This is a genomic window from Aquabacter sp. DMC10 (genome assembly GCF_056314145.1).
In genome coordinates, this window is sequence record NZ_JBQUYX010000001.1 from 687,361 (window position 1) to 713,478 (window position 26,118).

A 26,118-nucleotide genomic window follows, 5' to 3' on the forward strand; every position below is an offset into this window, starting at 1 on the left:
CTTCCCCGACGGCGCGAAAAGCGATAAGGAGAAGGCTGGCCAAGGGGGCCCACCACCGTCACGGAGCCAGCTTTGCCGGGCTTGTCCAGTCTGCGCGCGGGCGTCGTCCTGCGCCGAATTGCCCTTGCGGCGGCCATGATCGGCCTCGTCGGCACCGCCGCGCGCGCCACCCCCATGCTGCTGGTGGAAGCGGACACCGGAAAGGTGCTGGAGCAGCAGGAGGCCGGGCGTCCCTGGTTCCCCGCCTCCGTCACCAAGCTGATGACCGTCTATGTGGCCCTGAACGCCGTGCGCGAAGGCCGCCTGACCATGGAGACGATGCTCACCGTCTCCCCGCTGGCCGCCTCCCAGCAGCCCACCAAGATGGGGTTCGGCCCCGGCAGCCAGGTGCCGCTCGACAGCGCGCTGAAGATGCTCATGGTGAAATCGGCCAACGACATGGCGGTGGTCATCGCCGAAGGCGTCGGGGGCTCGGTTCCTGATTTCGTGGCCGAGATGAACAGCACGGCCCAGCAACTGGGCATGTCGGGCACCCATTTCGAGAACCCCAACGGCCTGCCCAATACCGAGCAATACACCACCGCCCGCGACCTCGCGGTCCTCGCCCGGGCGCTGATCTATCATTTCCCCGAGAATGAGATGCTGTTCCGCATCCCCGCCATCCGGCTGGGGAAGATCGTGCTGCGGAACTATAACCGCCTGATCGACCGCTATCCCGGCGCCGATGGCATGAAGACCGGCTTCATCTGCGCCTCCGGCTTCAACCTGGTGGCCACCGCCACCCGCGGCAACAAGCGCCTCATCGCCGTGATCCTCGGCGCCCCCTCGGCCGTGGCACGCACGGAGCAGGCGGCGCTGTTGTTCGAGAAGGGCTTCCAGCCCTCCTGGTCCATTTTCGGCTCGGCCTCCCCGACCCTTGATTCCATCGCCAACGTGGGCGGCACACCGCCCGACATGAATGTCTGCAACCGCAAGCGGGCGGTGGCGGCGGCGGAGAATGAGGACGAGGGCCTTTATAACCAGGGCGAAAGCTCTTCCTATGCCATGTCCGCCGCCGTCGCGGCGGGCCTGAGCAAGGGCGAGGGCGCGGCGCTGCTGCAGAACCTGCCTCCGTCCATGCCTCCGGTGCCGGTGACCGCCATCGTGCGCATGCCGCCGGAAGAGAAGACCGACAAGAAGACCGGCGTCGCCATCAAGGATGGCGGCAAGGACCCCGCCACCGGCGCCAAGCAGAAGACCGCCGTCATCACCACCGGCTCCGACAAGAAGCCGGACGCCGCGAGCACCGCCAAGCCGGCGGCCAATGGCGCCAAGGATGGGGCGAAGTCCACCGCCTCGGCCAAGGATGGTTCGGGCAAGGACGCTTCGACCAAGGATGGCGCGAAGGGCACGGCGTCCAAGGACGCCAAGTCCGGCACCGGCAGTTCCAGCTCCGGCAGCTCATCCACCGCCGCGGCCACGCCGGCGCCGAAGCCCGCCACGAAGCCCAAGGCCTCCAGCGGCACCAGCGACAGCACCGAGCCGCTGACCTTCGGCCCGCCGCCCGCCCGTCCGGGCACCTGAGCGACCCGCCTCGGCCCGTCCAGCCCGAAGATCCGGGTTCGGCCGGACGCGGGGGTCCCGAGCAGACGACAGACATGACCGAGCCTGCCTCCCTCGCGCCGGACCGGCCGCCCCCCGGCCCGCCGCCGCCCCTTCCCGTCACCGTGCTGACCGGCTTTCTCGGCGCGGGCAAGACCACCCTGCTGAATGCGCTGCTGGCGGACCCCGCCTTGTCGGACACCGCCGTGCTCATCAACGAGTTCGGCGAGATCGGGCTCGACCATCTGTTCGTGCGCGAGGTGAAGGACGGCATCGTCCTGCTGGCCAGCGGCTGCGTGTGCTGCACCGTGCGCGGCGATCTGGTGGCGGCGCTGGAAGACCTGCTGCGCGGGCGCGACAACAATCGCCTGCCGCCCTTCTCGCGCGTGCTGGTGGAGACCACGGGCCTCGCCGACCCCGCGCCCATTCTCTTCACGCTGATGACCCACCCCTATCTCCTGCTGCGCTATCGCCTGGACGGGGTGGTGACGGTGGTGGATGGGGTGAATGGCGCGGCGACGCTGGACGCCCATCCCGAAGCGGTGAAGCAGGCGGCGGTGGCCGATCGCATCGTGCTCACCAAGACCGACCTGGTGGAAACACCGGCCCAGCAGGCCGCCCTGGCGGACCTGCGGTCCCGCCTGACCCGCCTCGCGCCCGCCGCCCCGGTGCTGGATGCGGCCAAGGGCGAGGCCACGGCGCAGGTCCTGCTGAAGGCCGGGCTTTATGATCCCGACCGGAAGATCCCGGACGTGTCCCGATGGCTGGCGGACGAGCGCATCGCCGCGGCCCAGGAGGCGGTGGCCGGCCACGATCCCAATCGCCATGACGACCGCATCCGTGCCTTCACCCTGGCGACCGACGCGGCCATTTCCGCCTCCACCCTCGACATGTTCCTGGAATTGCTGCGCGCCACCTATGGTGCCAATCTCCTGCGCATGAAGGGCATCGTGCGGCTGGCGGACGATCCGTCCGCGCCCGTGGTGCTGCACGGGGTGCAGCATGTGATGCATCCGCCCACCCGGCTGCCGGACTGGCCGGACGACGACCATCGCACCCGCCTGGTGATGATCGTCAAGGATCTGGAGCCGGCGGTGGTGCGCCGGCTGTTCGCGGCCTTTCTCGGCGTGCCGCAGGTGGACATGCCGGACCGGGCGGCGCTGACCGACAATCCGCTGGCCCCCGCAGGCCTGCCGCCCCGGCGCTGAGCCCGCGCAGGTCGCCTCAGCGCGGACCTGCGAGATGGGCGAGGAGCCCCTCGGCGGCTGCAAGGCCGGTGGCGAAGGAGGCCTGGAGCAGATAGCCCCCCGTGGGCGCCTCCCAATCCAGCATCTCGCCGCAGGCAAAGACGCCGGGCATGGCGCGCAGCATGAAGCGGTCGTCCAGGCCGTCCCAGCCGAGGCCCCCGGCGCTGGAAATGGCGCGCTCCAGGCCGCACGTGCCGGTCACCGCCAGGGGGACGGCCTTGATGCGGGCGGCCAGAGCCGGCGCCCCCGCGGGCAGCGGCCCCGCCTCCCGCAACAGGCTCGCCGCCACCGGCGACAGCCCTGCCCCCTTGCGCAAACGGTTGGACAGCGAATAGCGCTCCGGCACCGCCTCCAGGCGGCGCGCCAGATCTCCCGCCTCCAGGTCCGGCCGCAAGTCCAAGGTGAGAGCGGCGGGGCCACCTTTTTCCAGGGCGGTCCGCACGGCGGCGGAGAGCGCATAGACCGCCCCGCCTTCGAGGCCGGCGGCGGTGACCACGGCCTCGCCCCGCACCCGCGCCGGCCCGCAGGTGAGCGCGATGCGCTTCAGGGGGGTGCCGGCAAACCGCGCCATGGGCGCGGACCAGGGGATGAGAAGGCCCATATTGGCCGGCCGGAAGGGGCTGACCGGCACGCCCCGCGCCTGCAGCAGGGGCACCCAGCCGCCATCGGAGCCCAGGCGCGGCCAGGAGGCGCCGCCCAGCGCCAGCACGGTGGCGGCGGGGCGCACCGCCTCTTGTCCATCGGGGGTTTCAAAGCGCAAGGCCCCGTCCGCCGTCCAGCCCTGCCAGCTGTGCCGCGTCTTCAGCTCAACGCCGCGCGCGGCCAGGCGGGCAAGCCAGGCCCGCAGCAAGGGGGAGGCCTTGAAGCTGGTGGGAAAGACCCGCCCGCTGGTGCCGACGAAAGTGGGCTCGCCCAGGTCCTCGGCGAAGGCGCGCAGAGCCGCGGGGGGAAAGGCCCGCACCGCCGCCAGCAAGCCCGGGGCCTGCGGGGCATAGCGGGATAGGAACAGCTCCAGCGGCTCGGAATGGGTGAGGTTGAGGCCGCCGCGTCCGGCCATGAGCAGCTTGCGGGCGGGAGAGGGCAGGCGCTCATAAATCGTCACGGCGCAGCCCGCGTCCGAAAGACGGGTGGCCGCCATCAGGCCGGCAGGTCCTGCACCGATGATGGCCAGAGGCAAGGGAGAGACGGTCATGGAACGGGGTTTTGCCGTTCGCGCCACAAACTGTCCATCCGGCGAAAAAGAAATTACCAAACCTTATATGGACGCGTCGCGGTTTTTTTGCCATGTCAAGTCTCAACCGAAGGTCGAAGAATGCAGCGGGACCTCGCCCAGCAGCGGAACCTGATCGTACGTATTCTCATTGCAACCGGCGTGTTGTGCGTCGTGGGCTTGTGGACGTTCGAATCCGCCACCCGGCTGCTTTCGGACTATGATCGCTTTGGCTATCCGCTGTTGCTGGTCGCCTTTTCCGTCAGCCTGATGATCCTGCTGGCAGCCCCGCGCCTCCATCATCTCGCCGAGCGACTGTCTTATTTTGGCTTTGCGCTCTATTGCGTCTGCTCCATTCAATTCTTCAATACACTCGCCGAGGAATCCAGGGTCTACACAATCGCCAATACCCTGCAATGGATGGCGTTGCTTTATGTGTCGGCCTTTGTGCTGTTTCGCAAATGGGAGGCGATCGGCGCGGCCGCCTTGGTCTTCGTCCTGTCCGCGGCCTCGCTGTGGCTATTGTTCCTGCGCGGGCATCTGGACCATTGGGACATCGCGTACAACTCTTTGATTGTGAACGCCTATGTGGTGCATCTCCTGATCCTGGTGTCGCTCTCCCTGCTGGTCTTCACCCAGCATGCCTTCGACCAGATGCGCAGCGAGACCAAGGTCCTGGAAGATGCGGCCCTGACCGATCCCCTCACGGGCGTGGTGAACCGGCGCGGCTTGGAGCGCCTCCTGCAGGAGCACGCGGCGTCGCCCGGGCGGCCCATGGCGCTGATCCTGCTGGACATGGACAATTTCAAGGGGGTCAACGACACCCAGGGCCACCTGTTCGGCGACCAGGTGCTGCGCACCATCGTCGACCGGCTGCGCAACTCCCTGCGGGGGGCGGATGTGATCGGCCGGTGGGGTGGGGACGAGTTTCTGGTGCTGGCCACCAATGCTGCGGCGGACGAGGCCTGCATGCTGGCCGACCGGCTGCGGCGCGCGGCGTCCGACCTGCCGGAAACCGCGGCGGGCGGCGTGACCCTGAGCGCGGGCGTCATGGTGTGGGACGGCACCGGAGGACCCGAGGAGGCGCTCCGGTGCGTGGATGATGCCCTTTATGCCGCCAAGCAGGGCGGGCGGGACCGGACCGCCCTCGGGCGTCCCAGGGGACGCCCGGTGCGCTCCGTCACCTGATCAGGCTTCCGCGCTCGCCTCGAGCACGTCGTCGAAGGTGCGCAGGCCCGTGCGGGGCGCATTCACCAGCACCGCCATGTTGCCGGGCGCATGCTGGTTCTTCCACATCTTGGTGTGCGCCTGGGGGATGCGATCCCAGGGGAACACTTCCGACATGCACGGGTCCACGCGCCGGTCGATGATGAACTGGTTGGCGCCCGAGGCCTGCTTGAGGTGCGCGAAATGCGACCCCTGGATGCGCTTCTGGCGCATCCACACATAGCGGGCGTCGAAGGTGATGTTGAAGCCGGTGGTGCCGGCGCAGAACACGATCATGCCGCCGCGCTTGCCCACAAGGGTGGACACCGGGAAGGTGCTCTCGCCGGGATGCTCGAACACGATGTCCACGTCGCGCTTGCCGGTGATTTCCCAGATGGCCTTGCCGAACTTGCGGGCTTCCTTCAGCCACTCGTTATATTCGGGCGAGTTGACCTTGGGCAGCTGGCCCCAGCAGTTGAAGTCTTTGCGGTTGATGACGCCCTTGGCGCCGAGGCCGAGCACATAGTCCCGCTTGGTCTCGTCCGAGATGACGCCGATCACGTGCGCGCCGGAGGCGGCGGCCAGCTGCACGCCGAACACACCGAGGCCGCCCGAGGCGCCCCACACCAGCACATAGTCGCCCGGCTTCACCGTGTGCGGGGGATGGCCGAACAGCATGCGATAGGCGGTGGCGAGGGTGAGCGTGTAGCAGGCGCTCTCTTCCCACGTCAGGTGCTTGGGCCGCGGCATAAGCTGGCGGGCCTGCACGCGACAGAACTGGGCGAAGGAGCCATCGGGGGTCTCATAGCCCCAGATGCGCTGCGACGGCGAGAACATGGGGTCGCCGCCATTGCACTCTTCGTCGTCGCCGTCATCCTGGTTGCAGTGCACGACCACTTCGTCGCCCACCTTCCAGCGGGTGACCTTGGGACCCACCGCCCAGACAATGCCGGAGGCATCGGACCCGGCCACATGAAAGGGCGCCTTGTGCACGTCGAACGGCGAGATGGGCTGGCCGAGGCCGGCCCAGATGCCGTTATAGTTCACGCCGGCCGCCATCACGAGCACCAGCACGTCGGTCTCGCCCAAAGTCCATGTGGGCACAACCTCAACCTGGAAGGACTCCTCCGGCGGCCCATGGCGCTCGCGGCGGATCGTCCAGGCATACATGTTGGCCGGCACATGGCCCAGCGGCGGGATCTCACCCACTTCGTAAAGATCCTTGAGAGCAGTCGCTTGAGGCGCGCTCGCCGTCGCTGTCTGGCCCATAGCGTCTCGTCCTTCCTCTTCTCGATTGTCCGGGCCGTTTCGGCCGCATGCATTTCGCACCGCAGCGTAGCAGAGAAAAACCTGCTGGCGAGCCCCCCTCTTTAGGATGGTTGCACCTTCCGCATCCGCCACTCAAGGGTCAAAGACAAGCGCTACGGTCTCGGCCAGAATGACGGTCGGGCAGGCGATGAGGACAATGTCATGGGTGCGCTGATTGGAATGGTCCTGGTGGGCGCCATCGCCGGATGGCTGGCGGGACAGATCTTTCGCGGCGGCGGGTTCGGCATCTGGGGAAACATCGCCGTCGGCGTTATCGGCGCGCTCATCGGCGGCTTCTTGTTCGGCAATGTGTTCATCGTGGGCGGCATTGTCGGGCGCATCATCTGCGCCACCATCGGCTCGGTGATCCTGCTCTTCGCCTTAAGTCTTGTGAAACGGTGAGCCGAAGCCGCCAGCAATCCTAAAATTCCCGTCGACGACCGCCGCGTTGCAGCGCACATTATGCAATGCGACGTTGTGCAAACGAGGATGGGGATCATGGCCACCCGCGACAAACCCTGGCTGTTCCGTACCTATGCGGGGCACTCCACCGCCGCGGAGTCCAACAAGCTCTACCGCTCCAATCTCGCCAAGGGCCAGACGGGCCTTTCGGTCGCCTTCGACCTGCCGACCCAGACCGGCTATGACAGCGACCATCCCCTCGCCCGGGGCGAGGTGGGCAAGGTGGGCGTGCCCATTTCCCATCTCGGCGACATGCGGACCCTGTTCGACGGCATTCCGCTCGCCGACATGAACACGTCCATGACCATCAATGCCTGCGCCGCCTGGCTGCTGTCGCTCTATATCGCGACCGCCGACGAGCAGGGCGCCGATCGCACCAAGCTGAACGGCACCACGCAGAACGACATCATCAAGGAATATCTCTCGCGCGGGACCTATGTGTTCCCGCCGGCGCCCTCCATGCGGCTGACCAAGGACGTGATCCTGTTCACAACCAACCAGCTGCCGCGCTGGAACCCCATGAATGTGTGCTCCTACCATTTGCAGGAGGCGGGGGCGACGCCGGTGCAGGAGCTGGCCTTCGCGCTCGCCAATGCCATCGCCATCCTGGACACGGTCAAGCGCTCGGGCGAGGCGGAAGGGCCGGTGTTCGGCGAGGTGGTGGGCCGCATCTCCTTCTTCGTGAATGCGGGCATGAAATTCATCACCGAGATGTGCAAGATGCGCGCCTTCGTGGATCTGTGGGACGAGATCTGCGTGGAGCGCTACGGCATCACGGACACCAAGCAGAAGCTGTTCCGCTATGGCGTGCAGGTCAATTCTCTCGGCCTCACCGAGCAGCAGCCGGAGAACAACGTCTACCGCATCCTCTTGGAGATGCTGGCGGTCACTCTTTCCAAGAAGGCCCGCGCGCGCGCCGTGCAGCTGCCGGCCTGGAACGAGGCGCTCGGCCTGCCGCGCTCCTTCGACCAGCAATGGTCGCTGCGCATGCAGCAGGTGGTGGCCTATGAGACCGACCTCCTGGACTATGGCGACATCTTCGACGGCTCGGTGGAAATCGCCCGCAAGGTGGAAGAGCTGAAGGAAGAGGCGCGTGCCGAGCTTGCGCGCATCGAGGCCATGGGCGGGGCCGTGGCGGCGGTGGAAAATTCCTACATGAAGCAGGCGCTGGTGGAATCCAACACCCGGCGCCTTGAGGCCATCGAGCGCGGCGACCAGGTGGTGGTGGGCGTCAATCGCTGGACCGAGACCGAGCCCTCCCCGCTCACCACCGGCGAAGGCGCCATCCTCACGGTGCCCGAACATGTGGAGCCCGAGCAGATCGAGCGCCTCAAGGCCTGGCGCGCGGCGCGCGACGGCGCGGCGGTGGACAAGGCCCTGGCGGACCTGAAGAGCGCGGCCCAGGAAGGCCGCAACATCATGGAGCCCTCCATCGCCTGCGCCAAGGCGGGCGTCACCACCGGCGAGTGGGGCACCTGCCTGCGCGAGGTGTTCGGCGAATATCGCGCACCCACCGGCGTCGGCCGCGCCGCCCGCACGGAGACGCAGGGCCTCGACGAGGTTCGCAAGAATGTGGAAGCGGTGTCCGCCAAGCTCGGCCGGCGCATCAAGTTCCTGGTGGGCAAGCCGGGCCTCGACGGCCATTCCAATGGCGCCGAGCAGATCGCCGTGCGCGCCCGCGATTGCGGCATGGAAGTGGTCTATGAGGGCATCCGCCTGACCCCGGCCGAGATCGTCAACGCCGCCCTTGAGGAAAGCGTCCATGTGATCGGACTGTCCATCCTGTCCGGCTCCCATGTGCCCCTCGTGCGCGACGTGATGGAGCGCCTGCGGGCGGAGGGGCTGGACGACGTGCCGGTGGTGGTTGGCGGCATCATTCCGCCGGAGGATGAGATCCAGCTGAAGGGCTTCGGGGTTGCGGCGGTCTATACGCCGAAGAATTTCGAGCTGAACCGCATCATGGCGGACATCGTGTCCATCGTGGACCGGGAAGCCCAGAAGGCGGCCTGAGCCGCCCTCGCTCATTCCCGCAACCAGAACCATGCAAAGTCCGGGCGCCCGAACGCCCGGATTTTTTCGTTTCGCGCCGGACGCTGCCTATTTCCGCACGATGATATAGCCGCGCGACTTGTGCACGGACCCGTCTTCCGTGTTCATGGCCGCAAACAGGCGCTCGGCGGGGATCCAGCTGGGCGGCAGCTTGTAGCGCGCAACATCCAGGAACAGGAAGGCATCGGCCTGCGCATTATAGGCGGCGATGGGCGAGAAGTGCCCGCCGCCATCCTGGCCGAGCGTCTGCCGGAAGACATTCACCAGCAGCACCGCAGTCTCGTCCGCCAGCACCTTGCGCGCGGCGGCCCGGAAGGCGGCGAGATCGGTGTCCTGGGCGTGCACGGCCTCCACTTTGGCGCCGCTGGCCGCCAGCAGGCGGGCCAGTTCATCAAGGGTCAGCCCCTCCGACTGCACGCCGATCACCGGCTTCACCTCCAGCGCGGCGCGGGTGAAGATGTTGTCCTGGTCCCAATAGGCGTAGGGGTACCATGCGGGCGAGAGCGGCGGCGGCACGCGCAGCGCGTTGAGCGCCATGACGGCGCTGGCGACGCCGCAATAGGCCTGGTTCCGCTCGGTCACGAAGGCCGACATCAAGGACCAGAAGCCGGCCTTCTCGCTCGCGGTGTCGAACAGGCGGGCGCTCGGCGCCGAGGGAACATAGACCAGCGGCTCCGCCGCGCCCACAGGTCCCGCCAGAAGCAGGGCCAGGACGGCGACACATATGCGAAGACAGGACTTCATGATCTCCCGCGCCTCATTCTGCCGCGCCCCGTTCTGCAGCGCGTCTTGGACGGGCGGGCCGGGATGGTCCGGGCCTCAGGCCATCGCACCCGCCCCCTCCCGGCTCCGATGCCCCTGTCATAGGGTTCGCTCGGGCAAAGCGGCAACGGCACAAAAGCGCTACGCGGCCGGCGGAGGGCCCACAGCCTCCCGCGCAGGACAAGGCCGGCCGGGTTTCCCACCCGGCCGGCGCCACATCAGAACTTCAGTTCGGGCGGCGGCATCTCGTTCGTCGGCGGCGCCAGATTGTCGAACTGCTGCTGCACGGCGTTCTGATCGAGCTGCACGCCGCCGCTCTTATAGTGTGTGACCATGCCCGGGAACACGATCACCAGCGCCACCATGATGAGCTGGATGCCCACGAACGGCACCGCGCCCCAATAGATCTGGCCCGTGGTCACCGGCTCCATGCGCTTGCCGGTGATCTTGTCCAGATAAGGCACCTTGGGGGCCACCGAGCGCAGGAAGAACAGGGCGAAGCCGAAGGGCGGATGCATGAACGAGGTCTGCATGTTCACCGCCAGGATGACACCGAACCAGATCAGGTCGATGCCCAGCTTGTCGGCAGCAGGTCCCAGCAGCGGGATGATGATGAAGGCCAGCTCGAAATAATCGAGGAAGAAGGCGAGGACGAACACCAGGGCGTTCACCACCACCAGGAAGCCCACCTGACCACCGGGCAGGGAGACCAGCAGTTCTTCCACCCATTTGTGGCCGTCCACGCCATAGAAGGTCAGCGAGAAGACGCGGGCGCCGAGCAGGATGAACAGCACGAAGGCGGACAGCTTGGCGGTGGAATAGGTGGCCTGCCGCAACAGGTCGAACTTCAGCCGACCGCGGCCCAGCGCCAGCAGCAGCGCGCCCACCGAGCCCATGGCGCCGCCTTCGGTCGGCGTGGCGACGCCGATGAAGATGGTGCCCAGCACGAGGAAGATCAGCGCCAGCGGCGGCACCATCACGAAGATGACCTGCTCGGCGAGGCGCGAGAGCAGGTTGAGGCGCAGCACCTTGTTGATGATCGCCACCACGAAGGCGAGGCCCACCGTGATGGACATGGCCAGCACCACATAGTCGGCGCCGAACTTCACCGACGTGCGGTTCATCAGCACGATGGAGGCGGCAATGGCCAGCGCCAGGGCGATGAACAGCGAGGCGGTGAGCAGCCGCGCCGCACCCGCCAGGATGAAGAATAGCAGCACGAAGGAGACCACCGCCCACACGGCCAAGTTCGCCACCCCGGGAATGAACCCGGCGGTGAGACCCGGCAGCGAGCCGGTGACGATCAGGAAGGCGAAGCCTGCCGCCGCAATGGCGCCCAGCACCCGCGTGGGCAGATGGCTCTGCTCGGGATCGCGCAGGGTCTGCGCCTCCAGCGGCAGGCCGGGCGCCACGCTCGGGAAGAAGGTGGAGACGAGGAAGATGTAGCCCGCGTAGAGGCCCGCCAGCAACAGGCCGGGGATGAAGGCGCCCGTATACATGTCGCCCACCGAGCGGTTCAGCTGGTCCGCCATGACGATGAGCACGAGGGAGGGCGGGATGATCTGCGCCAGCGTGCCGGAGGCGGCGATGACGCCGGAGGCAACGCGCCGGTCATAGCCGTAGCGCAGCATGATGGGCAGCGAGATGAGGCCCATGGAGATGACCGAGGCCGCCACCACGCCGGTGGTGGCCGCCAGCAGCGCGCCCACGAAGATCACCGCATAGGCAAGGCCGCCGCGGATGGAGCCGAAGACCTGGCCGATGGTGTCCAGCAGGTCTTCCGCCATGCCGGACCGTTCCAGGATGAGGCCCATGAAGGTGAAGAAGGGCACCGCCAGGAGCACTTCATTGTTCATGGTGCCATAGACGCGCTCGGGCAGCGCCTGGAGGAAGTCCGGACGGAACAGGCCAAGCTCGATGCCGATGAGGCCGAAGAGCAGGCCATTGGCGGCGAGCGCGAAGGCGACCGGGTAGCCCAGCAGCAGGAACACCACCAGCATGACGAACATGATGGGGGCCATGTTGTGGGTGAACCAGCCGCGGAAGCCGGGCTCGGCCGCGAAGGCAAGATCGCTCGACACGGTAAAGAGCAGGAGGGCGGCGGCGAGGATCGCGCCGATCTTGAAAATGCGGTTCATGAAGGGCCTCCCGCTCAGGACTTAGAGGTGGTGGCGGGGGTGACGCCGGTGCCGTCGATGGTGGGAGCATCCGCCAGGAGCCGGTCCACCTCGGCCGCCAGCGTGGCGTGGGTGCCGGCATCCTCGTGCGGGTCTTCCATCTTGCCGGTGAGGATGGCGATGCGCTTGATGAGCTCGGAAATGGCCTGGATGAACAGCAGCAGGAAACCGAGCGGCACCAGCATCTTGGCGGGCCACTGGGGCAGGCCGCCAGCGTTCAGCGACTGCTCGTTGATGCGGTAGGAATTCAGGAAGAACGGCCAGGACGTATAGAGCATCACCAGCGTGAAGGGCAGCAGGAAGAAGACGTGGCCGAAAATGTCGATGCCATCGCGCACCTTCTTGGGCAGGCGGAAGCTGATGATGTCGATGCGGATGTGCTCATTGTCCATCAATGTCCAGGGCGAGCAGCACAGGAACACCGCGGCGAACAGCACCCATTGCAGCTCCAGCCAGGAATTGGAGCTGGCATCGAACAGCTTGCGGATGATGGCATTGAGGGCGGACACCAGCACCGCGACAACAATGAGCCAGGCGACCGAGCGGCCGATGCGCGCATTCACGGCATCGATCGCGCGGCTGAGCGCGAGCAGAACATTCATGACGCAACCCCTCGGCGCGGTTTCCATACGGCACGGCGGCCTCATTGGATGGGCCGCCATTGGCCGGGCAACATACGTGCCCGGCCCACGCATTCAAGTGCGAAACGGCGCGGGGACTGGATTTACCGCTGTTTCCACCCCTCCCCTACGCCTTTCGTCTAAGGCCGGAAGGCCCCCTGACGCACCTGCGGCGGCAGAGGGCCGGCGAGAACGCCGGCCGCGGCGGAAGGGACTGCATTTTCCGGCGGCCCCGCAGCCATTTTCCTCAAGCCCTGCGGAATTTGCGTAACGAGAGTGAGAATATTCCAGGCTAGACTTTGCTCGAATCGCCTCCCTTCGGCCTGTCCGGGGCGAGAAGGCGTGCACAGTCGAGGACCCCGCCCATGATGTCCCTGCCCTTCTTCGGCATGTGTCTCGCGTTCATCCTCGTGATGGCGGGACGGCGCCTTGCCTCCATCACGGTGTTTGTCTTTTCCTTTGCGGCGCTGCTGGTGCTCTTCCGCCTGCACGCCACCGACGCGCTCAATCTCAATCTGTGAGCGCGCCATGACCCCGGAGATCTCCCGCACCCTGAATGCGCTCGGCCTCATCGCCGTCTGCGCGGTTCTCGGCTTTGCCTTCGCCGACCAGTTCCTGAAGAACGACCTGCCCTGCCCGCTCTGCCTGCTGCAGCGGGCCGGCTTTGTGCTGGCCGGCTTCGGCCTCGCCCTCAATGTCAAGTTCGGCCCCCGCCCCAGCCATTACGCCATGATGATCCTGGCCTCCTTCGGCGGAGGCGGGGTGGCCACGCGCCAGGTGCTGCTGCACATCCTGCCGGGCTCCGGCAGCTATGGCGACGCCTTCGCGGGTCTGCATTTCTACACCTGGGCGGACATCGTCTTCATCCTGATCGGGGTCGGCGGCGCCATCATGCTGCTGTTCGACCGCCAGTTCGAGGAGGGGGAGGCGCCGGTCTCCCGCGTCACCGGCCTTGGGCTTCTCGCCCTTGCCCTGGCGGTGCTGATGGCCTTCGCCAATGGGGTATCCACGGTGGCGGAATGCGCGGGCGGCCTGTGCCCGGACAATCCCACCTCCTATCAATTGCTCTCCCCGCCGGCCCCTGCGGCCCGCTGAGCCCCCCGTTCCCTGCCGGCGGCCGGCCTCTTGCCCGGCCGCCCCTGAAATCCCGTGATGGAAGGGGTGAGACCACGCCCCGCGCCCGGCTGCCGGGCGTTCCGTGCGGGACACCCGGATTCGCCATGCCTTCCTTGCCCCCCTCTGCCCCGCCGCCCTCCTCCTCGCTCCTGTCGCGCCTGTTCCGGCGCCTGTTCGACGCGCCCTATCTCCTTCTCTCTGCCACGGCCTTCCTGTGGGCGGCGAACATGGTGCTGGGGCGCTACGTGGCCGGGCACATTCCGCCCATCGCCCTGTCCACGCTACGCTGGACGGGCGCGACGCTGATCCTCCTGCCCTTTGCCTGGCGGCAATTGGTGGCGGACGCGCCGGTGATCCGGCGCTCGCTGCCCACCCTCATCCTGCTGTCGGCGGCGGGCATCGCCTCCTACAACGCGCTGTCCTATTACGGCCTGCAATATACGGAGGCGCTCCACGGCGTCCTGCTGCAATCCATCTCGCCGCTGCTGATCGCGCTCTGGAGCCTGATGCTGTTCGGCGATCGGATCACGCGCGGCCAGGGCATCGGCATCCTCGTGTCGTTCGTGGGCGTCATCATCATCATCAGCCGCGGCGACCTGGACGTGCTGTTGCACCTCCATCCCAATGTGGGAGACCTGTGGATCATCTTCGCTCTGGTGATCTACGCGCTCTATGCGGCCATCCTGCGCCTGCGGCCCCCCATGCGCCAATTGTCCTTCCTGGCCACCATCATGGCGCTGGGATCGCTGATGCTGGTGCCGGTCTCCCTGTGGGAGGCGGCCTCGGGCCATCACCTCACCCTGGACGGGGTGACCATCTGGACCTTGCTGTTCGTGATGACCGGGCCTTCGCTGGTGGCCTATCTGTTCTTCAACCGGGGCGTGGAACTGGTGGGGGCCAATCGCGCGGCGCCCTTCTTCCATCTCATGCCGGTGTTCGGCTCGGCCCTGGCGGTGCTGTTCCTGGGCGAAGCCTTCGAGTGGTACCACGGCGTCGGCTACGCCCTCGTGCTCGCCGGCATCTTCACCGCCACCCGCTGGGCGGGAAAACGGGCACAGAAGGCGGCCCCCGCGCGGGCCGATTAGCCGAAACCGCGCCCGACCGCCACGGCCGTCCCGCGCGACCCCGCACGCCGGCGGGCGCCGTCACACGCCCCCCACCGGGCGCGTGGCGCGGTGTGACTTTTGAGCCGACCCCACCGCCCGCAAAATACGGTATTAAAATACGGAACACAGGCAACGGAACCTCCAACGTTGCCGAGGCGTTCTTGCGAGCGAGTGCGGGGAGATTCAGGATGGAAATGGCAAACCGGGCCCCAGACCCGTCACCTTTGCCGGTGACCATATTGATCGTCGAAGACGAGGCCCTGGTCCGCCTGGTGTTGTCCGAGGCCCTGCGCGATGCGGGCATGCGCGTGGTGGAGGCCGCCAGCGCCGAGGAGGCGGAGGCGGCGCTGAAGGCGGGGCTGCAGGTGGACCTGGTCTTCACCGATGTGCGGATGCCCGGCTCCTACGACGGTCTGGAGCTGGCGCGCCGGATCAAGCGCGAGCGCGCCGACCTTCCGGTGCTGGTCACCTCCGGGCATCTGGATGCGGCGAGCGTCCATCCAATCGCCGTCTTCCTGCCCAAGCCCTATGTCCTCGACGACGTGCTGGACACCATCTCATCGCTACTGAAAAGGAGCGCGAGCCTATGAGAGCTGACGACCCGCAAAAGGACGAGCGACCGGGCATCCTGATCGTGGATGCCGATGTGGTGGTGCGGCACGTGCTGGCGGAATATCTGCGCGGCTGCGGCTACCTGGTGGCCGAGGCGGTGAGCGCCGACGAGGCCCTCGACATCCTCGCCCATCAGGCGGAGCGCATGGAAACCGTCCTCATCGACATGGACGCGCCCGGTTCGCTCACCGGCTTTAGCTTCGTGCGGCACCTGCGCACGACCTATCCCGACCTGACGGTCATGACCGCCGCCAGCCCCGACAGGGCCGCGGACCAGGCCTCTGACTTATGCGAGGACGGCCCCATGCTGGCCCGCCCCTACCATCCCCAGCAGGTCATGGACGAGATTCGCCGCCTCATCGCCCAGCGTGAGCGCAGCCGCTAGCACGGGTCCGTTCGGATCGCGTCAGGCCGGTTCAAACCGACGACGTCCGGCGCCCCGCCCCCCCGCTGCCGAGGTCAGGCCGCAACCCGCCGCAGCGCGTCGATGACCTCGTCCACCACATTCTCCACCAGGTCGCGGTCGTCGCCCTCGCCCATCACCCGGATCACCGGCTCGGTGCCGGAGGGACGGATGAGAAGGCGGCCATGATTGGCAAGGCGGCGCTCCGCGTCGGCGATGGCCACCTGGACCTCTTCGTGCTCCAGGGGCGCGCCGGAGCGATAGCGCACATTCTTGAGGATCTGCGGCAGCGGCTCGAACCGGTGGCACACCTCGGAGACGGGCTTCTCCTGCCGGGCCACCACGGCCAGCACCTGGAGCGCGGCCAGGAGGCCGTCCCCGGTGGTGGAATAATCGGACAGGATGATGTGGCCGGATTGCTCGCCGCCCACATTGTAGCCGTCCGCCCGCATGCGCTCGAGCACATAGCGGTCGCCCACCGACGTGCGCGCCAGGGACAGGCCGACATCCTGGAGATAGCGCTCCAGGCCCAGGTTGGACATGACGGTGGCGACAATGCCGTTGCGCGACAGGCGCCCGTCTTCCTTGAAGCTCTCGGCCACCACCGCCATGATCTGGTCACCATCGACCACATGGCCCTTCTCGTCGATGATGAGCACGCGGTCCGCATCCCCGTCGAGGGCGATGCCGATGTCGGCGCGAACCTCATGCACCTTGGCCGCCAGCGCGGCCGGCGAGGTGGAGCCTACGTCGCGATTGATGTTCATGCCATCCGGCTCGGTGCCGATGGAGACCACCTCGGCGCCCAGCTCCCACAGCGCCTCGGGCGCCACGCGATAGGCCGCGCCATTGGCGCAGTCCACCACGACGCGGAGCCCCTCGAAGGACTGGTCGCGGGGCAAGGTGCGCTTGGCATATTCGATATAGCGGGCATGCACGCCTTCCAGGCGCTTGGCGCGGCCGATCTCGGCGGGCTTGGCGAGCTTGCGCGACAGGTCCTGGTCCACCAGCTCCTCGATCTCCTCCTCGATGGTGTCGGAGAGCTTGAAGCCGTCGGGCCCGAACAGCTTGATGCCGTTGTCGTCGAACGGATTGTGCGAAGCGGAGATCATCACGCCGAGATCCGCGCGCATGGAGCGCGTCAGCATGCCCACCGCCGGGGTGGGCACGGGGCCGAGCAGCAGCACATCCATGCCCACGGAGGTAAAGCCGGCCACCAGCGCATTTTCGATCATATAGCCGGACAGCCGCGTGTCCTTTCCGATCACCACCCGGTGGCGATAGTCGCCCCGCCGGAACGCAAGGCCCGCCGCCATTCCCACCCGTAGGGCGAGGTCCGCGGTCAGCGTGCCATTGGCGCGGCCGCGCACACCGTCGGTTCCGAAATACTTGCGTGCCATGCTTGCGATCCCTCAACGCAACCCCGCCGCGCGCGGCGGCTGGCGGCCCTTGCCGCCGGCAAGGACCCGTCAGCGGGCATAGAGCGGGCAGCACGGACCGCTTTTCAAGTGGAATTTCATCGCAGCGCCCGCGCACCACAATCGGACATTGCCCTGTGTGGGCTGCCGGTGGTACGGCCAGGGAAATGACTTTCGAGCCTTCCACAGGATAGAGCGCGCCCGTGACCGCAGATCCCCTCCACACCCTGACCATCGGCAATGCCATCGTCGACGTGCTCGCCCAGGCGGAGGAAGACTTCCTCGCGGCCCAGGGCTGCCCCAAGGGGTCGATGACTCTGATCGACGAGGCGCGGGCGGAAAGCCTGTACGGCGCCATGGGGCCGGGGATCGAGATTTCCGGCGGTTCGGCCGCCAATACGGCCGCCGGCATCGCCTCGCTGGGCGGCAAGGCGGGCTTCATCGGCCTGGTGAAGGGCGATGGGCTCGGCACGGTGTTCGCCCATGACATCCGCGCCGCCGGCGTCACCTTCCAGACCCCTGCGGCCGAGGACGGCCCGGCCACCGCGCGCTGCCTCATCCTGGTGACGCCCGATGGCGAGCGCACCATGAACACCTATCTGGGCGCGGCGCAGAACCTGACCCCCGCCGAGATCGACCGCGCCTTGGTGGAGCGGGCGCAGGTGACCTATCTGGAAGGCTATCTGTGGGACCCGCCCCCGGCCAAGGAAGCCTTCCTGGTGGCCGCCGAGATCGCCCATGGCGCCGGCCGCAAGGTGGCGCTCAGCCTCTCCGACGCCTTCTGCGTTGACCGCTATCGCGACGAATTCCTGCACCTGCTGCGCACCGGCACGGTGGACCTCGTCTTCTGCAATGAGAGCGAAGTGAAGTCGCTCTACCAGACCGCCGACTTCGACGCCGCCCTCGCCCAGCTGCGGGCGGATGCCAAGGAAGCGGTGGTGACCCGCTCCGAGCGCGGGGCGCTGCACGCCACCACCGGCGCGCTGGTCACCGTGCCCGCCCATCCGGTCAGCCAGATCGTTGACACCACCGGCGCGGGCGACCTGTTTGCGGCCGGCTTCCTGTTCGGCCTCACCCATGGCCGCGACCCGGCCACCAGCCTGCGCCTCGGCGCGCTGGCGGCGGCCGAGGTGATCTCCCACATCGGCGCCCGCCCCCAGCGCAAGCTGGTGGACCTGGCCCGCGAGGCCGGCCTCGTTTCGTGAGCGTTCCGGCGCAACGCAGCCTCGGCACCGCGGCAGCGCTGGACCATATGGAGGCTGGCGCCAGCGTCATCATGGTGCTGGGCGGCGCGGGGACGGGCAAGACCACCTTCCTGCACGAGTTGCGCAAGCATGCCCGTGGCCGCCAGGCTTTCCTGGCGCCCACGGGGGTCGCCTCCCTGCACCTGGGCGGCCAGACCATCCATTCCTTCTTCGGCATCCCCCCGCGCATCCTCAACCCGGACGAGGTGAAGCCTCGCGCCCAGGTGCGGCGGCTGCTGAAGAAGCTCGACCGCCTGGTGATCGACGAAATCTCCATGGTGCGCGCCGACCTGCTGGATGCGGTGGACCAGGCGCTGCGCCTGTCCCGCGACGATCCCCGGCCCTTCGGCGGCGTGCAGATGGTGCTGGTGGGCGACTTCTTGCAGCTTCCCCCCGTGGTGCCCATGGCGGAGCAGGAAATGCTCTCCTACATGGGCTATGAGGGCCCCTTCGCCTTCGACGCCAAGTGCCTGATGGACCAGGACGTGGCCGGCGTGCCCTTCACCACGGTGCACCGCCAGTCGGACCAGGACTTCGTGCGGGTGCTCGGCGACATCCGCCGGGGCGTGGGCCTCGCTGAGGCGGTGGAGATACTGAACGAGGCTTGCATGCGCCCCCACCGGGCAGGCGTGCTGCCGGTCATCCTCACGCCCACCAATGCGCGGGCGGAAGCCTATAACCAAAGGGGCCTTGCCGCGCTTTCCGGCGAGCCGCGGTCCTTCGAGGGCACGCTGAAGGGCGAGTTCGGCCTGGAAGGCGACCGCCTGCCCGTGCCCGAGCGCCTCGTGCTGAAGGCCGGCGCGCGGGTGATGGCCCTGCGCAACGATCCCGCCCGGCGCTGGGTGAACGGCTCGGTGGGAACCGTTCTTTCCATCGGCGCCCACAGTGCTTTGGTGCGGCTGGATTCGGGACCGGCAGTGGAGATCGAGAGCTTCACCTGGGAACGCATCCGCTATGCCTGGGACGAGCGCACCGGCCGCATCGAGGCGCAGGTGGTGGGAGCCTATACCCAATTGCCGCTGGTGCCCGCCTGGGCCATGACCATGCACAAGGCGCAGGGCCTGACCCTCGAGGATGTGCGCCTGGACTTCGACAGCGGCGCCTTCGCTGCGGGCCAGGCCTATGTGGCCCTGTCCCGTGCCCGCTCTCTGGAGGGGCTCTCGCTCGCCCGCCCGTTGCGCCGCTCCGACATCCGCCATGACCGTCGGGTCGCCCAGTTCATGGCCGCGTTCGAGCGGGACTATCGGATCGCCCCGCCCGACCCATCGGCCGCAGAGGGCCGAACCGGCTGAAGGCGCGGGGTTTTCCCGTTCACGGTTCACAGATGTCGGGGCGCGTCTTCGGCGCGAACCGATCTTTGAGGTCCTCAAGAGCGCTATGACAGCGTCGGCTTCTCGAAAGTAAAGCTCCGCCCATGCATCTCTTCTCCGTACATGTGGCCAAGGCGGGCGGAACCGCGCTGAGCGCCGCGCTCGCCGACGTATATGGCGAGGCGCTTCATCTTCAGTATGACGACGGCCCCATGAACCCCGTGTCCCTGCGCAACCTCGATCCGGCTCGGGGGCTGGCGGGTCAGTTCCGGCCACCGGAGGGCGCCGCCTGCACACATGGGCACTACCATCCGGGACGTTTCAGGATCGAAAGCGGGGACATTCTCTTCGCCCTGCTGCGCCCGCCGGTGGACAACATCATCTCCATCTATTTCTTCTGGAAGACATTCCCGAACGAGCGCAATCCGCTGAACGTCTACGTCAAGCGCGAAGCACTGACCATTCGGGACTTCGCCCGCCTGCCGCTGGTGCGCAACCTCTATTCCTTCGCCTATTTCGGCGGCTTCGACATGAGCCGGTTCGACATTCTGGGGGACTATCGCAACCGAACGGCAGGGATCGCACGGCTGTCGCAGATTATCGGCTATCCGCTCACCAGCGAAGAACGGGTGAACGTGACGCCGCTCTCGCTGCAACGGCAAGCCATGGAAGCGGACGCGACGCTGAAGGCGGACCTCCAGGACATCCTGATCGAGGATGTGCGTTTCTTCGAAAAATACGCCGAGGGGCGCTAACCGCCAAGCAGCGCCCACCCCACGCCCTGCCCAATGCGCAGGCGTTTTCCCGCCTCTGTGACGCCAAGCTGTGCAACGGCCCCTTGCATCGCCGCCCCAACGGGCCTATCCCCATTGACGGGACACCTCCCCCCAACGGGAGGCGCCCATCTGTAAGGATGGATCACATGACGACGCATGACGCCCCGGCCACCCGCCCGGAGAACCCCAATTTCTCGTCCGGCCCTTGCGCCAAGCGCCCCGGCTGGACCCTTGATGCGCTGCGCGACGCGCCGCTCGGCCGCTCCCACCGGGCCAAGGTGGGCAAGGTCAAGCTGAAGGAAGCCATCGACCTCACCCGCGACGTGCTGGACGTGCCCGCCGACTACCGCATCGGCATCGTGCCCGCCTCCGACACCGGCGCGGTGGAAATGGCGCTTTGGTCGCTGCTGGGCGAGCGCCCCGTCGACATGCTGGCCTGGGAATCCTTCGGCGAAGGCTGGGTGACGGACGTCGTCAAGCAGCTGAAGCTCGCCGATGCCCGCCTGCTGAATGCCCCCTATGGCGAGCTGCCCGACCTCTCCCAGGTCGATTTCAGCCATGACGTGGTCTTCACCTGGAACGGCACCACCTCCGGCGTCATGGTGCCGGATGCGGAGTGGATCCCGGCCGACCGCCAGGGCCTAACCATCTGCGACGCCACCTCGGCCGCTTTCGCCCAGGCGCTCGACTTCTCCAAGCTCGATGTGGTGACCTTCTCCTGGCAGAAGGTGCTCGGCGGCGAGGCCGCGCACGGCATGCTCATCCTCTCGCCCCGCGCCGTGGCGCGGCTTGAGAGCTATAAGCCCGCTTGGCCGCTGCCGAAGATCTTCCGCATGACCAAGGGCGGCAAGCTCATCGAAGGCATCTTCGAGGGCGAGACCATCAACACGCCCTCCATGCTGTGCGTGGAAGACTATATCGACGCCCTGCGCTGGGCCCAGTCGGTCGGCGGCCTTGCCGGCCTGAAGGAGCGGTCCAACCGCAATTTCGAGGCCATCGCCCAGTGGGTGCACCGCACGCCTTGGGTGGACTTCCTGGCCAAGGACCCGGTCACCCGCTCCAACACCTCGGTGTGCCTGAAGGTGGTGGATCCGGACGTGACCGCGCTGCCCGCCGACGCCCAGGCGGCCTTTGCCAAGGCCATCGCTTCCGGCCTGGAAAAGGGCGGCATCGCCTATGACATCGGCGCCTATCGCGACGCCCCTCCCGGCCTGCGCATCTGGTGCGGCGCCACGGTGGAAGCCTCGGATGTGGCTGCCCTCACCCATTGGCTCGACTGGGCCTATGGGGTGGCCAAGGCGTCCCTGACCAAGGCGGCCTGACGCCCGCTTGCGCAAGGCTCCCTCTCCCGCTTGCGGGGGAGGGCCGGGGAGGGAGCGTGCATATCCCTCAGACTCCCCTGCCCTTTCATTGCGTCCTTCCCCCTCCCAACCCTCCCCCGCAAGCGGGAGAGGGCTTTCACAGCCCGGCCTGCGCGCACGAGCGCTGCGGCCGCTCGTGCAATCCCATTCCGGAGCCCCACCATGGCCCCCCGTGTGCTCATTTCCGACAAGCTGTCCGACGCCGCCGTCCAGATCTTCAAGGATCGCGGCATCGAGGTCGACTTCCAGCCCGACCTCGGCAAGGACAAGGACAAGCTGGCCGAAGTCATCGGCAATTATGATGGCCTTGCCATCCGCTCGGCCACCAAGGTCACCCCGAAGATCCTGGAAAAGGCCACCCGCCTCAAGGTGATCGGCCGCGCCGGCATCGGCGTCGACAATGTGGACATCCCGGCCGCCACCGCCAAGGGCGTGATCGTGATGAACACGCCGTTCGGCAATTCCATCACCACCGCCGAGCACGCCATCGCCATGATGTTCGCGCTCGCCCGCCAGATCCCCGCCGCCGACGCCTCCACCCAGGCCGGCAAGTGGGAGAAGAACCGCTTCATGGGCGTCGAGCTGACGGGCAAGACGCTCGGCATCATCGGTTGCGGCAATATCGGCTCCATCGTCGCCGAGCGCGGCGTCGGCCTGAAGATGAAGGTGATCGCGTTCGATCCCTTCCTCTCCCCCGAGCGCGCCTTGGACCTCGGCGTCGAGAAGGTGGAGCTGGACGATTTGCTCGCCCGCGCCGATGTCATCACCCTGCACACCCCGCTCACCGAGAAGACCAAGAACATCCTCTCGGCCGAGAATCTCGCCCGCACCAAGAAGGGCGTGCGCATCATCAATTGCGCCCGTGGCGGCCTGGTGGACGAGGCGGCCCTGCGCGCGGCCCTCGATAGCGGCCATGTGGCCGGTGCCGCTTTCGACGTGTTCGTGGAAGAGCCGGCGGTCAACAATCCCCTGTTCGGCCATCCCAATGTGGTGTGCACGCCGCATCTGGGCGCCGCCACCACCGAGGCGCAGGAGAATGTGGCCCTCCAGGTGGCCGAGCAGATGAGCGACTATCTGCTCTCCGGCGCCATCTCCAATGCGGTGAACTTCCCCTCCATCACCGCCGAGGAAGCCCCCAAGCTGAAGCCCTTCGTGGAACTGGCGGAAAAGCTCGGCTCGTTCGCCGGCCAGCTCACCGAAACTGACATCAAGACCATCCGCATCACCTATGAGGGCGCGGTGGCCGACTTGAAGGTGAAGGCGCTGACCAGCGCGGCGGTGGCCGGCCTGCTGCGTCCGGCGCTGGCCGACGTGAACGTGGTCTCCGCGCCGTCCGTCGCCAAGGAGCGCGGCATCGTGGTGGAGGAAACCACCCGCGCCGCCGAGGGCGACTATGACAGTCTGATTACCCTGACCGTGGTGACCGACACCTATGAGCGCTCCGTGGCGGGCACGGTGTTCGCGGATGGCCATCCGCGCATCGTCAACATCAAGGGCATCAAGGTGGATGCGGGCTTCGCCCCGGCCATGATCTACGTGACCAATGCGGACAAGCCCGGCTTCATCGGCCGCTTCGCCAGCCTGCTCGGCGATGCCGGCGTGAACATCGCCACCTTCGCCCTCGGCCGCGACCATGAGGGAGGCGATGCCATCGCCCTCGTGGCGGTGGACGACGTGGTGCCGGCGGAGCTGATCGCCCAGGTGCAGGCGCTGCCGCACGTGAACCAGGTCAAGCAGGTCACCTTCTGACCGCTGCGCACCGAAAATGAGAGGCCGCCGGGTCACCCCCGGCGGCCTTTTTCATGTCAGGGGCGCAGCGGCGGCGGCCAGTCGAGGCCCGAGCGGCCGGCATCGGCGGGCGGCAGCGCGGCGGCGATGGCGTCCGCATCCAGGCCCGCTTCGGCCAGAACTTCCGCCGTCCGGTCGGTGAAGTCGGTGTCCCGCGCAACCGAGGGGGTGCGGGACAGGCGCGGCACAGCGGGCACCTTGTCCGCCGCGCTGTCGGGATGGCGCGCCTTCACCTGCGGGTCGGACCAGATCTCGCCGGGTTCAAGCACGGGGGTGACACAGGCATCCACCCCGGCGAACAGCGTCGCCCAATGGTCGCGCGGCTGGCTGGCGAAGGTGCGGGTGAGCGCCTCCTCGATGCCCGGCCAATTGGCGCGGGACATGTGATCGGGCACCTCGCCCAGGTCCAGCGTGCGCCAAAGCTGCTCGAAGAAGCCGCGCTCCAGCGCACCCACCGCCACATGACGCCCGTCGGCGCAGGCATAGGTGCGATAAAAGGGCTTGGAGCCGGCCAGCAGCCCCTCGCCGCGCGCCGGCATGTGGGGCGAGCCCCAGAGCGGCAGGTGCATGGCCATGAGGGAGAGCGAGCCGTCGATCATGGCCGCATCGATGAACTGCCCCTTGCCGGAAGCCCGCGCCTCATACAGCGCCGAGACGATGCCCAGCGCCGCCACCAGGCTGCCGCCGGCAAAGTCCGCCACCAGATTGAGCGGCACCAGAGGCGGGCGATCCACCGGGCCCATGGCGCCGAGCACACCGGTGAGGGAGACATAATTGATGTCGTGCCCCGCCTCCTGGGCGCGGGGACCGTCCTGGCCATAGCCGGTCAGGGCGCAATAGACGAGGCGGGGATTGAGGGCGGACAGGTCCTCATAGCCCGCCCCGAGCCGCGCCGCGACGCCGGGGCGGAAGCCTTCCACGAACACATCGGCGGTCTTCACCAGCGCCTGGAGCGCGGTGCGGCCGGCGGGGGTCTTCAGGTCCAGCGAAATGTGCCGCTTGCCGCGCGAGAAGACGGGGATGGCCACCCCCGCGCGCCCGCCGCCCACCACGATCACCTCGGCACCGAGATCGGCCAGGAGCATGGTGCAATAGGGGCCGGGCGCGAGGCGCGACATGTCCACCACCCGCACGCCGCTCAAAGGTCCGCGCGGCGCCTGTGCCTCCACCATGATGGTCTCCCCTCCCGATCGGACACCTGGTGTGCCCTGTTCTTGTCGCCCGCTCTCACAAGGAACGGGCGATGACGATGCGCTGCACGTCGCTGGTGCCCTCATAGATCTGGCACACCCGAACGTCGCGATAGATGCGCTCCACCGGGAAGTCGGCCAGATAGCCGTAGCCGCCATGGATCTGGATCGCCGCCGAGCAGACCGCCTCGGCGGTCTCGGAGGCCAGCAGCTTGGCCATGGAGGCTTCCGTCAGGCAGGGCCGGCCGGCCTCGCGCAGTTCCGCCGCATGGAGCACCATCTGGCGGGCGGCGGCGATCTTGGTCGCCATGTCCGCGAGGCGGAAGGCGATGGCCTGATGCTCGATGATGGGCTTGCCGAAGGTGACGCGCTGCCGGGCATAATCGCGCGCCGCCTCGAAGGCGGCCTGGGCCATGCCCACGGACTGCGCGGCGATGCCGATTCGCCCGCCCTCCAGGTTGGAAAGCGCGATCTTCAGCCCCTCCCCTTCCGCACCGAGGCGCAGGTCGGCGGGGATGCGCATGTCGGTGAAGGCGAGCTGGCAGGTGTCGGAGGCGTGCTGGCCGAGCTTCTCCTCCACCCGCACCACTTCATAGCCAGGCGTGTCGGTGGGCACGATGAAGGCGGAGATGCCCTTCTTGCCGGCGTCCGGATCGGTGACCGCGAACACGATCACCACCTGCCCGTTCTTGCCGGAGGTGATGAATTGCTTGGCGCCGTTCAGCACATAATGGTCGCCATCGCGGCGGGCGCGGGTGCGCAGATTGGCCGCGTCAGAGCCGGCCTGCGGCTCGGTGAGGGCAAAGCCCCCGATCCATTCGCCGCTGGCGAGCTTGGGCAGGAAACGCTCCTTCTGTGCGTCGGTGCCGAACTTCAGGATGGGCATGCAGCCCACCGAGCTGTGCACGCTCATGATGGTGGAGCAGGCGCCATCGCCGGCCGCGATCTCTTCCAGCGCCAGCGTATTGGCCAGCACGCCCGCATCAGAGCCGCCATAGGCTTCCGGCACCATCATGCCAAGGAAGCCCAGTTCGCCCATTTCCTTCAATTCGGCGGCGGGGAAGGCATGGGCCTTGTCCCGCGCGGCGGCGGTGGGAGCGAGGCGCTCGCGGGCAAAGGCACGGGCGGCGTCGCGGATCTGTTCCTGGGTCTCGTTCAGGATCATGATGGCG

Annotated in this window: 23 protein-coding genes; 15 read left to right on the forward strand and 8 right to left on the reverse strand. The window is 67.5% G+C overall.

All coding sequences use genetic code 11. The features are described 5' to 3' along the window. The first annotated feature begins 81 nt into the window (after positions 1 to 81). Together ACT54L_RS03135 and ACT54L_RS03140 are read left to right on the forward strand one after the other, a co-directional pair. Positions 82 to 1,563, forward strand: a complete 1,482-nt coding sequence (locus ACT54L_RS03135; RefSeq protein ID WP_476084073.1) for a D-alanyl-D-alanine carboxypeptidase family protein — start codon at positions 82 to 84, stop codon at positions 1,561 to 1,563. Positions 1,564 to 1,637: 74 nt separating this feature from the next. Beyond that, positions 1,638 to 2,789 (forward strand): CobW family GTP-binding protein, encoded by a 1,152-nt coding sequence (locus tag ACT54L_RS03140; RefSeq protein ID WP_476084074.1) that lies wholly within the window; start codon positions 1,638 to 1,640, stop codon positions 2,787 to 2,789. A 16-nt stretch (positions 2,790 to 2,805) separates the two neighbouring features. Here the strand turns inward: ACT54L_RS03140 and ACT54L_RS03145 are convergent, their stop codons facing one another. Beyond that, positions 2,806 to 4,020, reverse strand: coding sequence for a TIGR03862 family flavoprotein (locus ACT54L_RS03145; RefSeq protein ID WP_476084075.1), 1,215 nt, complete (start codon positions 4,018 to 4,020; stop codon positions 2,806 to 2,808). Positions 4,021 to 4,140: 120 nt separating this feature from the next. Here ACT54L_RS03145 and ACT54L_RS03150 point away from each other — a divergent pair, with 120 nt between their 5' ends. Further along, complete coding sequence (locus ACT54L_RS03150; RefSeq protein ID WP_476084076.1) at positions 4,141 to 5,226, forward strand: GGDEF domain-containing protein; 1,086 nt, start codon at positions 4,141 to 4,143, stop codon at positions 5,224 to 5,226. Here ACT54L_RS03150 and ccrA read toward each other — a convergent pair whose 3' ends face one another. Then, positions 5,227 to 6,513: a crotonyl-CoA carboxylase/reductase gene (gene ccrA, locus ACT54L_RS03155; protein ID WP_476084077.1), complete on the reverse strand. Its 1,287-nt coding sequence runs from the start codon at positions 6,511 to 6,513 to the stop codon at positions 5,227 to 5,229. Positions 6,514 to 6,714: 201 nt separating this feature from the next. Between ccrA and ACT54L_RS03160 the strand changes: the two genes are divergently transcribed. Further along, positions 6,715 to 6,954 (forward strand): GlsB/YeaQ/YmgE family stress response membrane protein, encoded by a 240-nt coding sequence (locus tag ACT54L_RS03160; protein WP_476084078.1) that lies wholly within the window; start codon positions 6,715 to 6,717, stop codon positions 6,952 to 6,954. A 96-nt stretch (positions 6,955 to 7,050) separates the two neighbouring features. After that, positions 7,051 to 9,024 carry a methylmalonyl-CoA mutase family protein gene (locus tag ACT54L_RS03165; RefSeq protein WP_476084079.1) on the forward strand — a complete coding sequence of 658 codons (1,974 nt, stop codon included), beginning with the start codon at positions 7,051 to 7,053 and terminating at the stop codon, positions 9,022 to 9,024. 87 nt (positions 9,025 to 9,111) lie between these two features. Here the strand turns inward: ACT54L_RS03165 and ACT54L_RS03170 are convergent, their stop codons facing one another. The 3 genes from ACT54L_RS03170 to ACT54L_RS03180 form a co-directional block, all read right to left on the reverse strand. Further along, positions 9,112 to 9,807, reverse strand: coding sequence for a phytochelatin synthase family protein (locus tag ACT54L_RS03170; protein WP_476084080.1), 696 nt, complete (start codon positions 9,805 to 9,807; stop codon positions 9,112 to 9,114). A gap of 236 nt (positions 9,808 to 10,043) precedes the next feature. After that, positions 10,044 to 11,846, reverse strand: coding sequence for a TRAP transporter large permease (locus tag ACT54L_RS03175; RefSeq protein ID WP_476084405.1), 1,803 nt, complete (start codon positions 11,844 to 11,846; stop codon positions 10,044 to 10,046). A gap of 131 nt (positions 11,847 to 11,977) precedes the next feature. Further along, a complete protein-coding gene (locus tag ACT54L_RS03180) occupies positions 11,978 to 12,604 on the reverse strand; it encodes a TRAP transporter small permease subunit (RefSeq protein WP_476084081.1) in 627 nt (208 codons plus the stop codon). Between the two features lie 383 nt (positions 12,605 to 12,987). Between ACT54L_RS03180 and ACT54L_RS03185 the strand changes: the two genes are divergently transcribed. The 5 genes from ACT54L_RS03185 (at position 12,988) to ACT54L_RS03205 (ending at position 15,841) form a co-directional block, all read left to right on the forward strand. After that, positions 12,988 to 13,143: a DUF5993 family protein gene (locus ACT54L_RS03185; protein ID WP_476084082.1), complete on the forward strand. Its 156-nt coding sequence runs from the start codon at positions 12,988 to 12,990 to the stop codon at positions 13,141 to 13,143. A 7-nt stretch (positions 13,144 to 13,150) separates the two neighbouring features. Next, entirely contained in the window at positions 13,151 to 13,717 is a 567-nt protein-coding gene (locus tag ACT54L_RS03190; RefSeq protein WP_476084083.1) for a disulfide bond formation protein B, read from the forward strand. A gap of 125 nt (positions 13,718 to 13,842) precedes the next feature. After that, positions 13,843 to 14,823 carry a DMT family transporter gene (locus ACT54L_RS03195; RefSeq protein ID WP_476084084.1) on the forward strand — a complete coding sequence of 327 codons (981 nt, stop codon included), beginning with the start codon at positions 13,843 to 13,845 and terminating at the stop codon, positions 14,821 to 14,823. A 260-nt stretch (positions 14,824 to 15,083) separates the two neighbouring features. Beyond that, positions 15,084 to 15,434: a response regulator gene (locus tag ACT54L_RS03200; protein ID WP_476084085.1), complete on the forward strand. Its 351-nt coding sequence runs from the start codon at positions 15,084 to 15,086 to the stop codon at positions 15,432 to 15,434. Next, on the forward strand, positions 15,431 to 15,841 hold the full coding sequence (locus ACT54L_RS03205) for a response regulator (RefSeq protein WP_476084086.1): 411 nt from the start codon (positions 15,431 to 15,433) through the stop codon (positions 15,839 to 15,841). The genes ACT54L_RS03200 and ACT54L_RS03205 overlap by 4 nt, the downstream gene beginning before the upstream one ends. Positions 15,842 to 15,915: 74 nt before the next feature. Here ACT54L_RS03205 and glmM read toward each other — a convergent pair whose 3' ends face one another. Further along, the gene (glmM, locus tag ACT54L_RS03210) at positions 15,916 to 17,259 is read right to left on the reverse strand and encodes a phosphoglucosamine mutase (RefSeq protein ID WP_476084087.1); all 1,344 of its coding nucleotides are present in this window, start codon (positions 17,257 to 17,259) and stop codon (positions 15,916 to 15,918) included. A 221-nt stretch (positions 17,260 to 17,480) separates the two neighbouring features. On the opposite strand from glmM, the gene ACT54L_RS03215 reads away from it, so the two are divergent. The 5 genes from ACT54L_RS03215 to serA all read left to right on the forward strand — a co-directional run bounded on the left by ACT54L_RS03215 (position 17,481) and on the right by serA (position 23,717). Continuing rightward, complete coding sequence (locus tag ACT54L_RS03215) at positions 17,481 to 18,482, forward strand: adenosine kinase (protein WP_476084088.1); 1,002 nt, start codon at positions 17,481 to 17,483, stop codon at positions 18,480 to 18,482. Beyond that, positions 18,479 to 19,813 (forward strand): ATP-dependent DNA helicase, encoded by a 1,335-nt coding sequence (locus ACT54L_RS03220; protein WP_476084089.1) that lies wholly within the window; start codon positions 18,479 to 18,481, stop codon positions 19,811 to 19,813. Before ACT54L_RS03215 ends, ACT54L_RS03220 begins: the two co-directional genes overlap by 4 nt. A gap of 122 nt (positions 19,814 to 19,935) precedes the next feature. Further along, positions 19,936 to 20,586: a hypothetical protein gene (locus tag ACT54L_RS03225; RefSeq protein ID WP_476084090.1), complete on the forward strand. Its 651-nt coding sequence runs from the start codon at positions 19,936 to 19,938 to the stop codon at positions 20,584 to 20,586. Between the two features lie 167 nt (positions 20,587 to 20,753). After that, a complete protein-coding gene (locus tag ACT54L_RS03230) occupies positions 20,754 to 21,929 on the forward strand; it encodes a phosphoserine transaminase (protein ID WP_476084091.1) in 1,176 nt (391 codons plus the stop codon). A 201-nt stretch (positions 21,930 to 22,130) separates the two neighbouring features. After that, entirely contained in the window at positions 22,131 to 23,717 is a 1,587-nt protein-coding gene (serA, locus tag ACT54L_RS03235; RefSeq protein ID WP_476084092.1) for a phosphoglycerate dehydrogenase, read from the forward strand. Positions 23,718 to 23,773: 56 nt separating this feature from the next. On the opposite strand, the gene ACT54L_RS03240 is transcribed toward serA, so the two are convergent. Continuing rightward, positions 23,774 to 24,928, reverse strand: a complete 1,155-nt coding sequence (locus tag ACT54L_RS03240; protein WP_476084093.1) for a CaiB/BaiF CoA transferase family protein — start codon at positions 24,926 to 24,928, stop codon at positions 23,774 to 23,776. A gap of 55 nt (positions 24,929 to 24,983) precedes the next feature. Then, a complete protein-coding gene (locus tag ACT54L_RS03245) occupies positions 24,984 to 26,111 on the reverse strand; it encodes an acyl-CoA dehydrogenase family protein (RefSeq protein WP_476084094.1) in 1,128 nt (375 codons plus the stop codon). Positions 26,112 to 26,118: the final 7 nt, after the last annotated feature.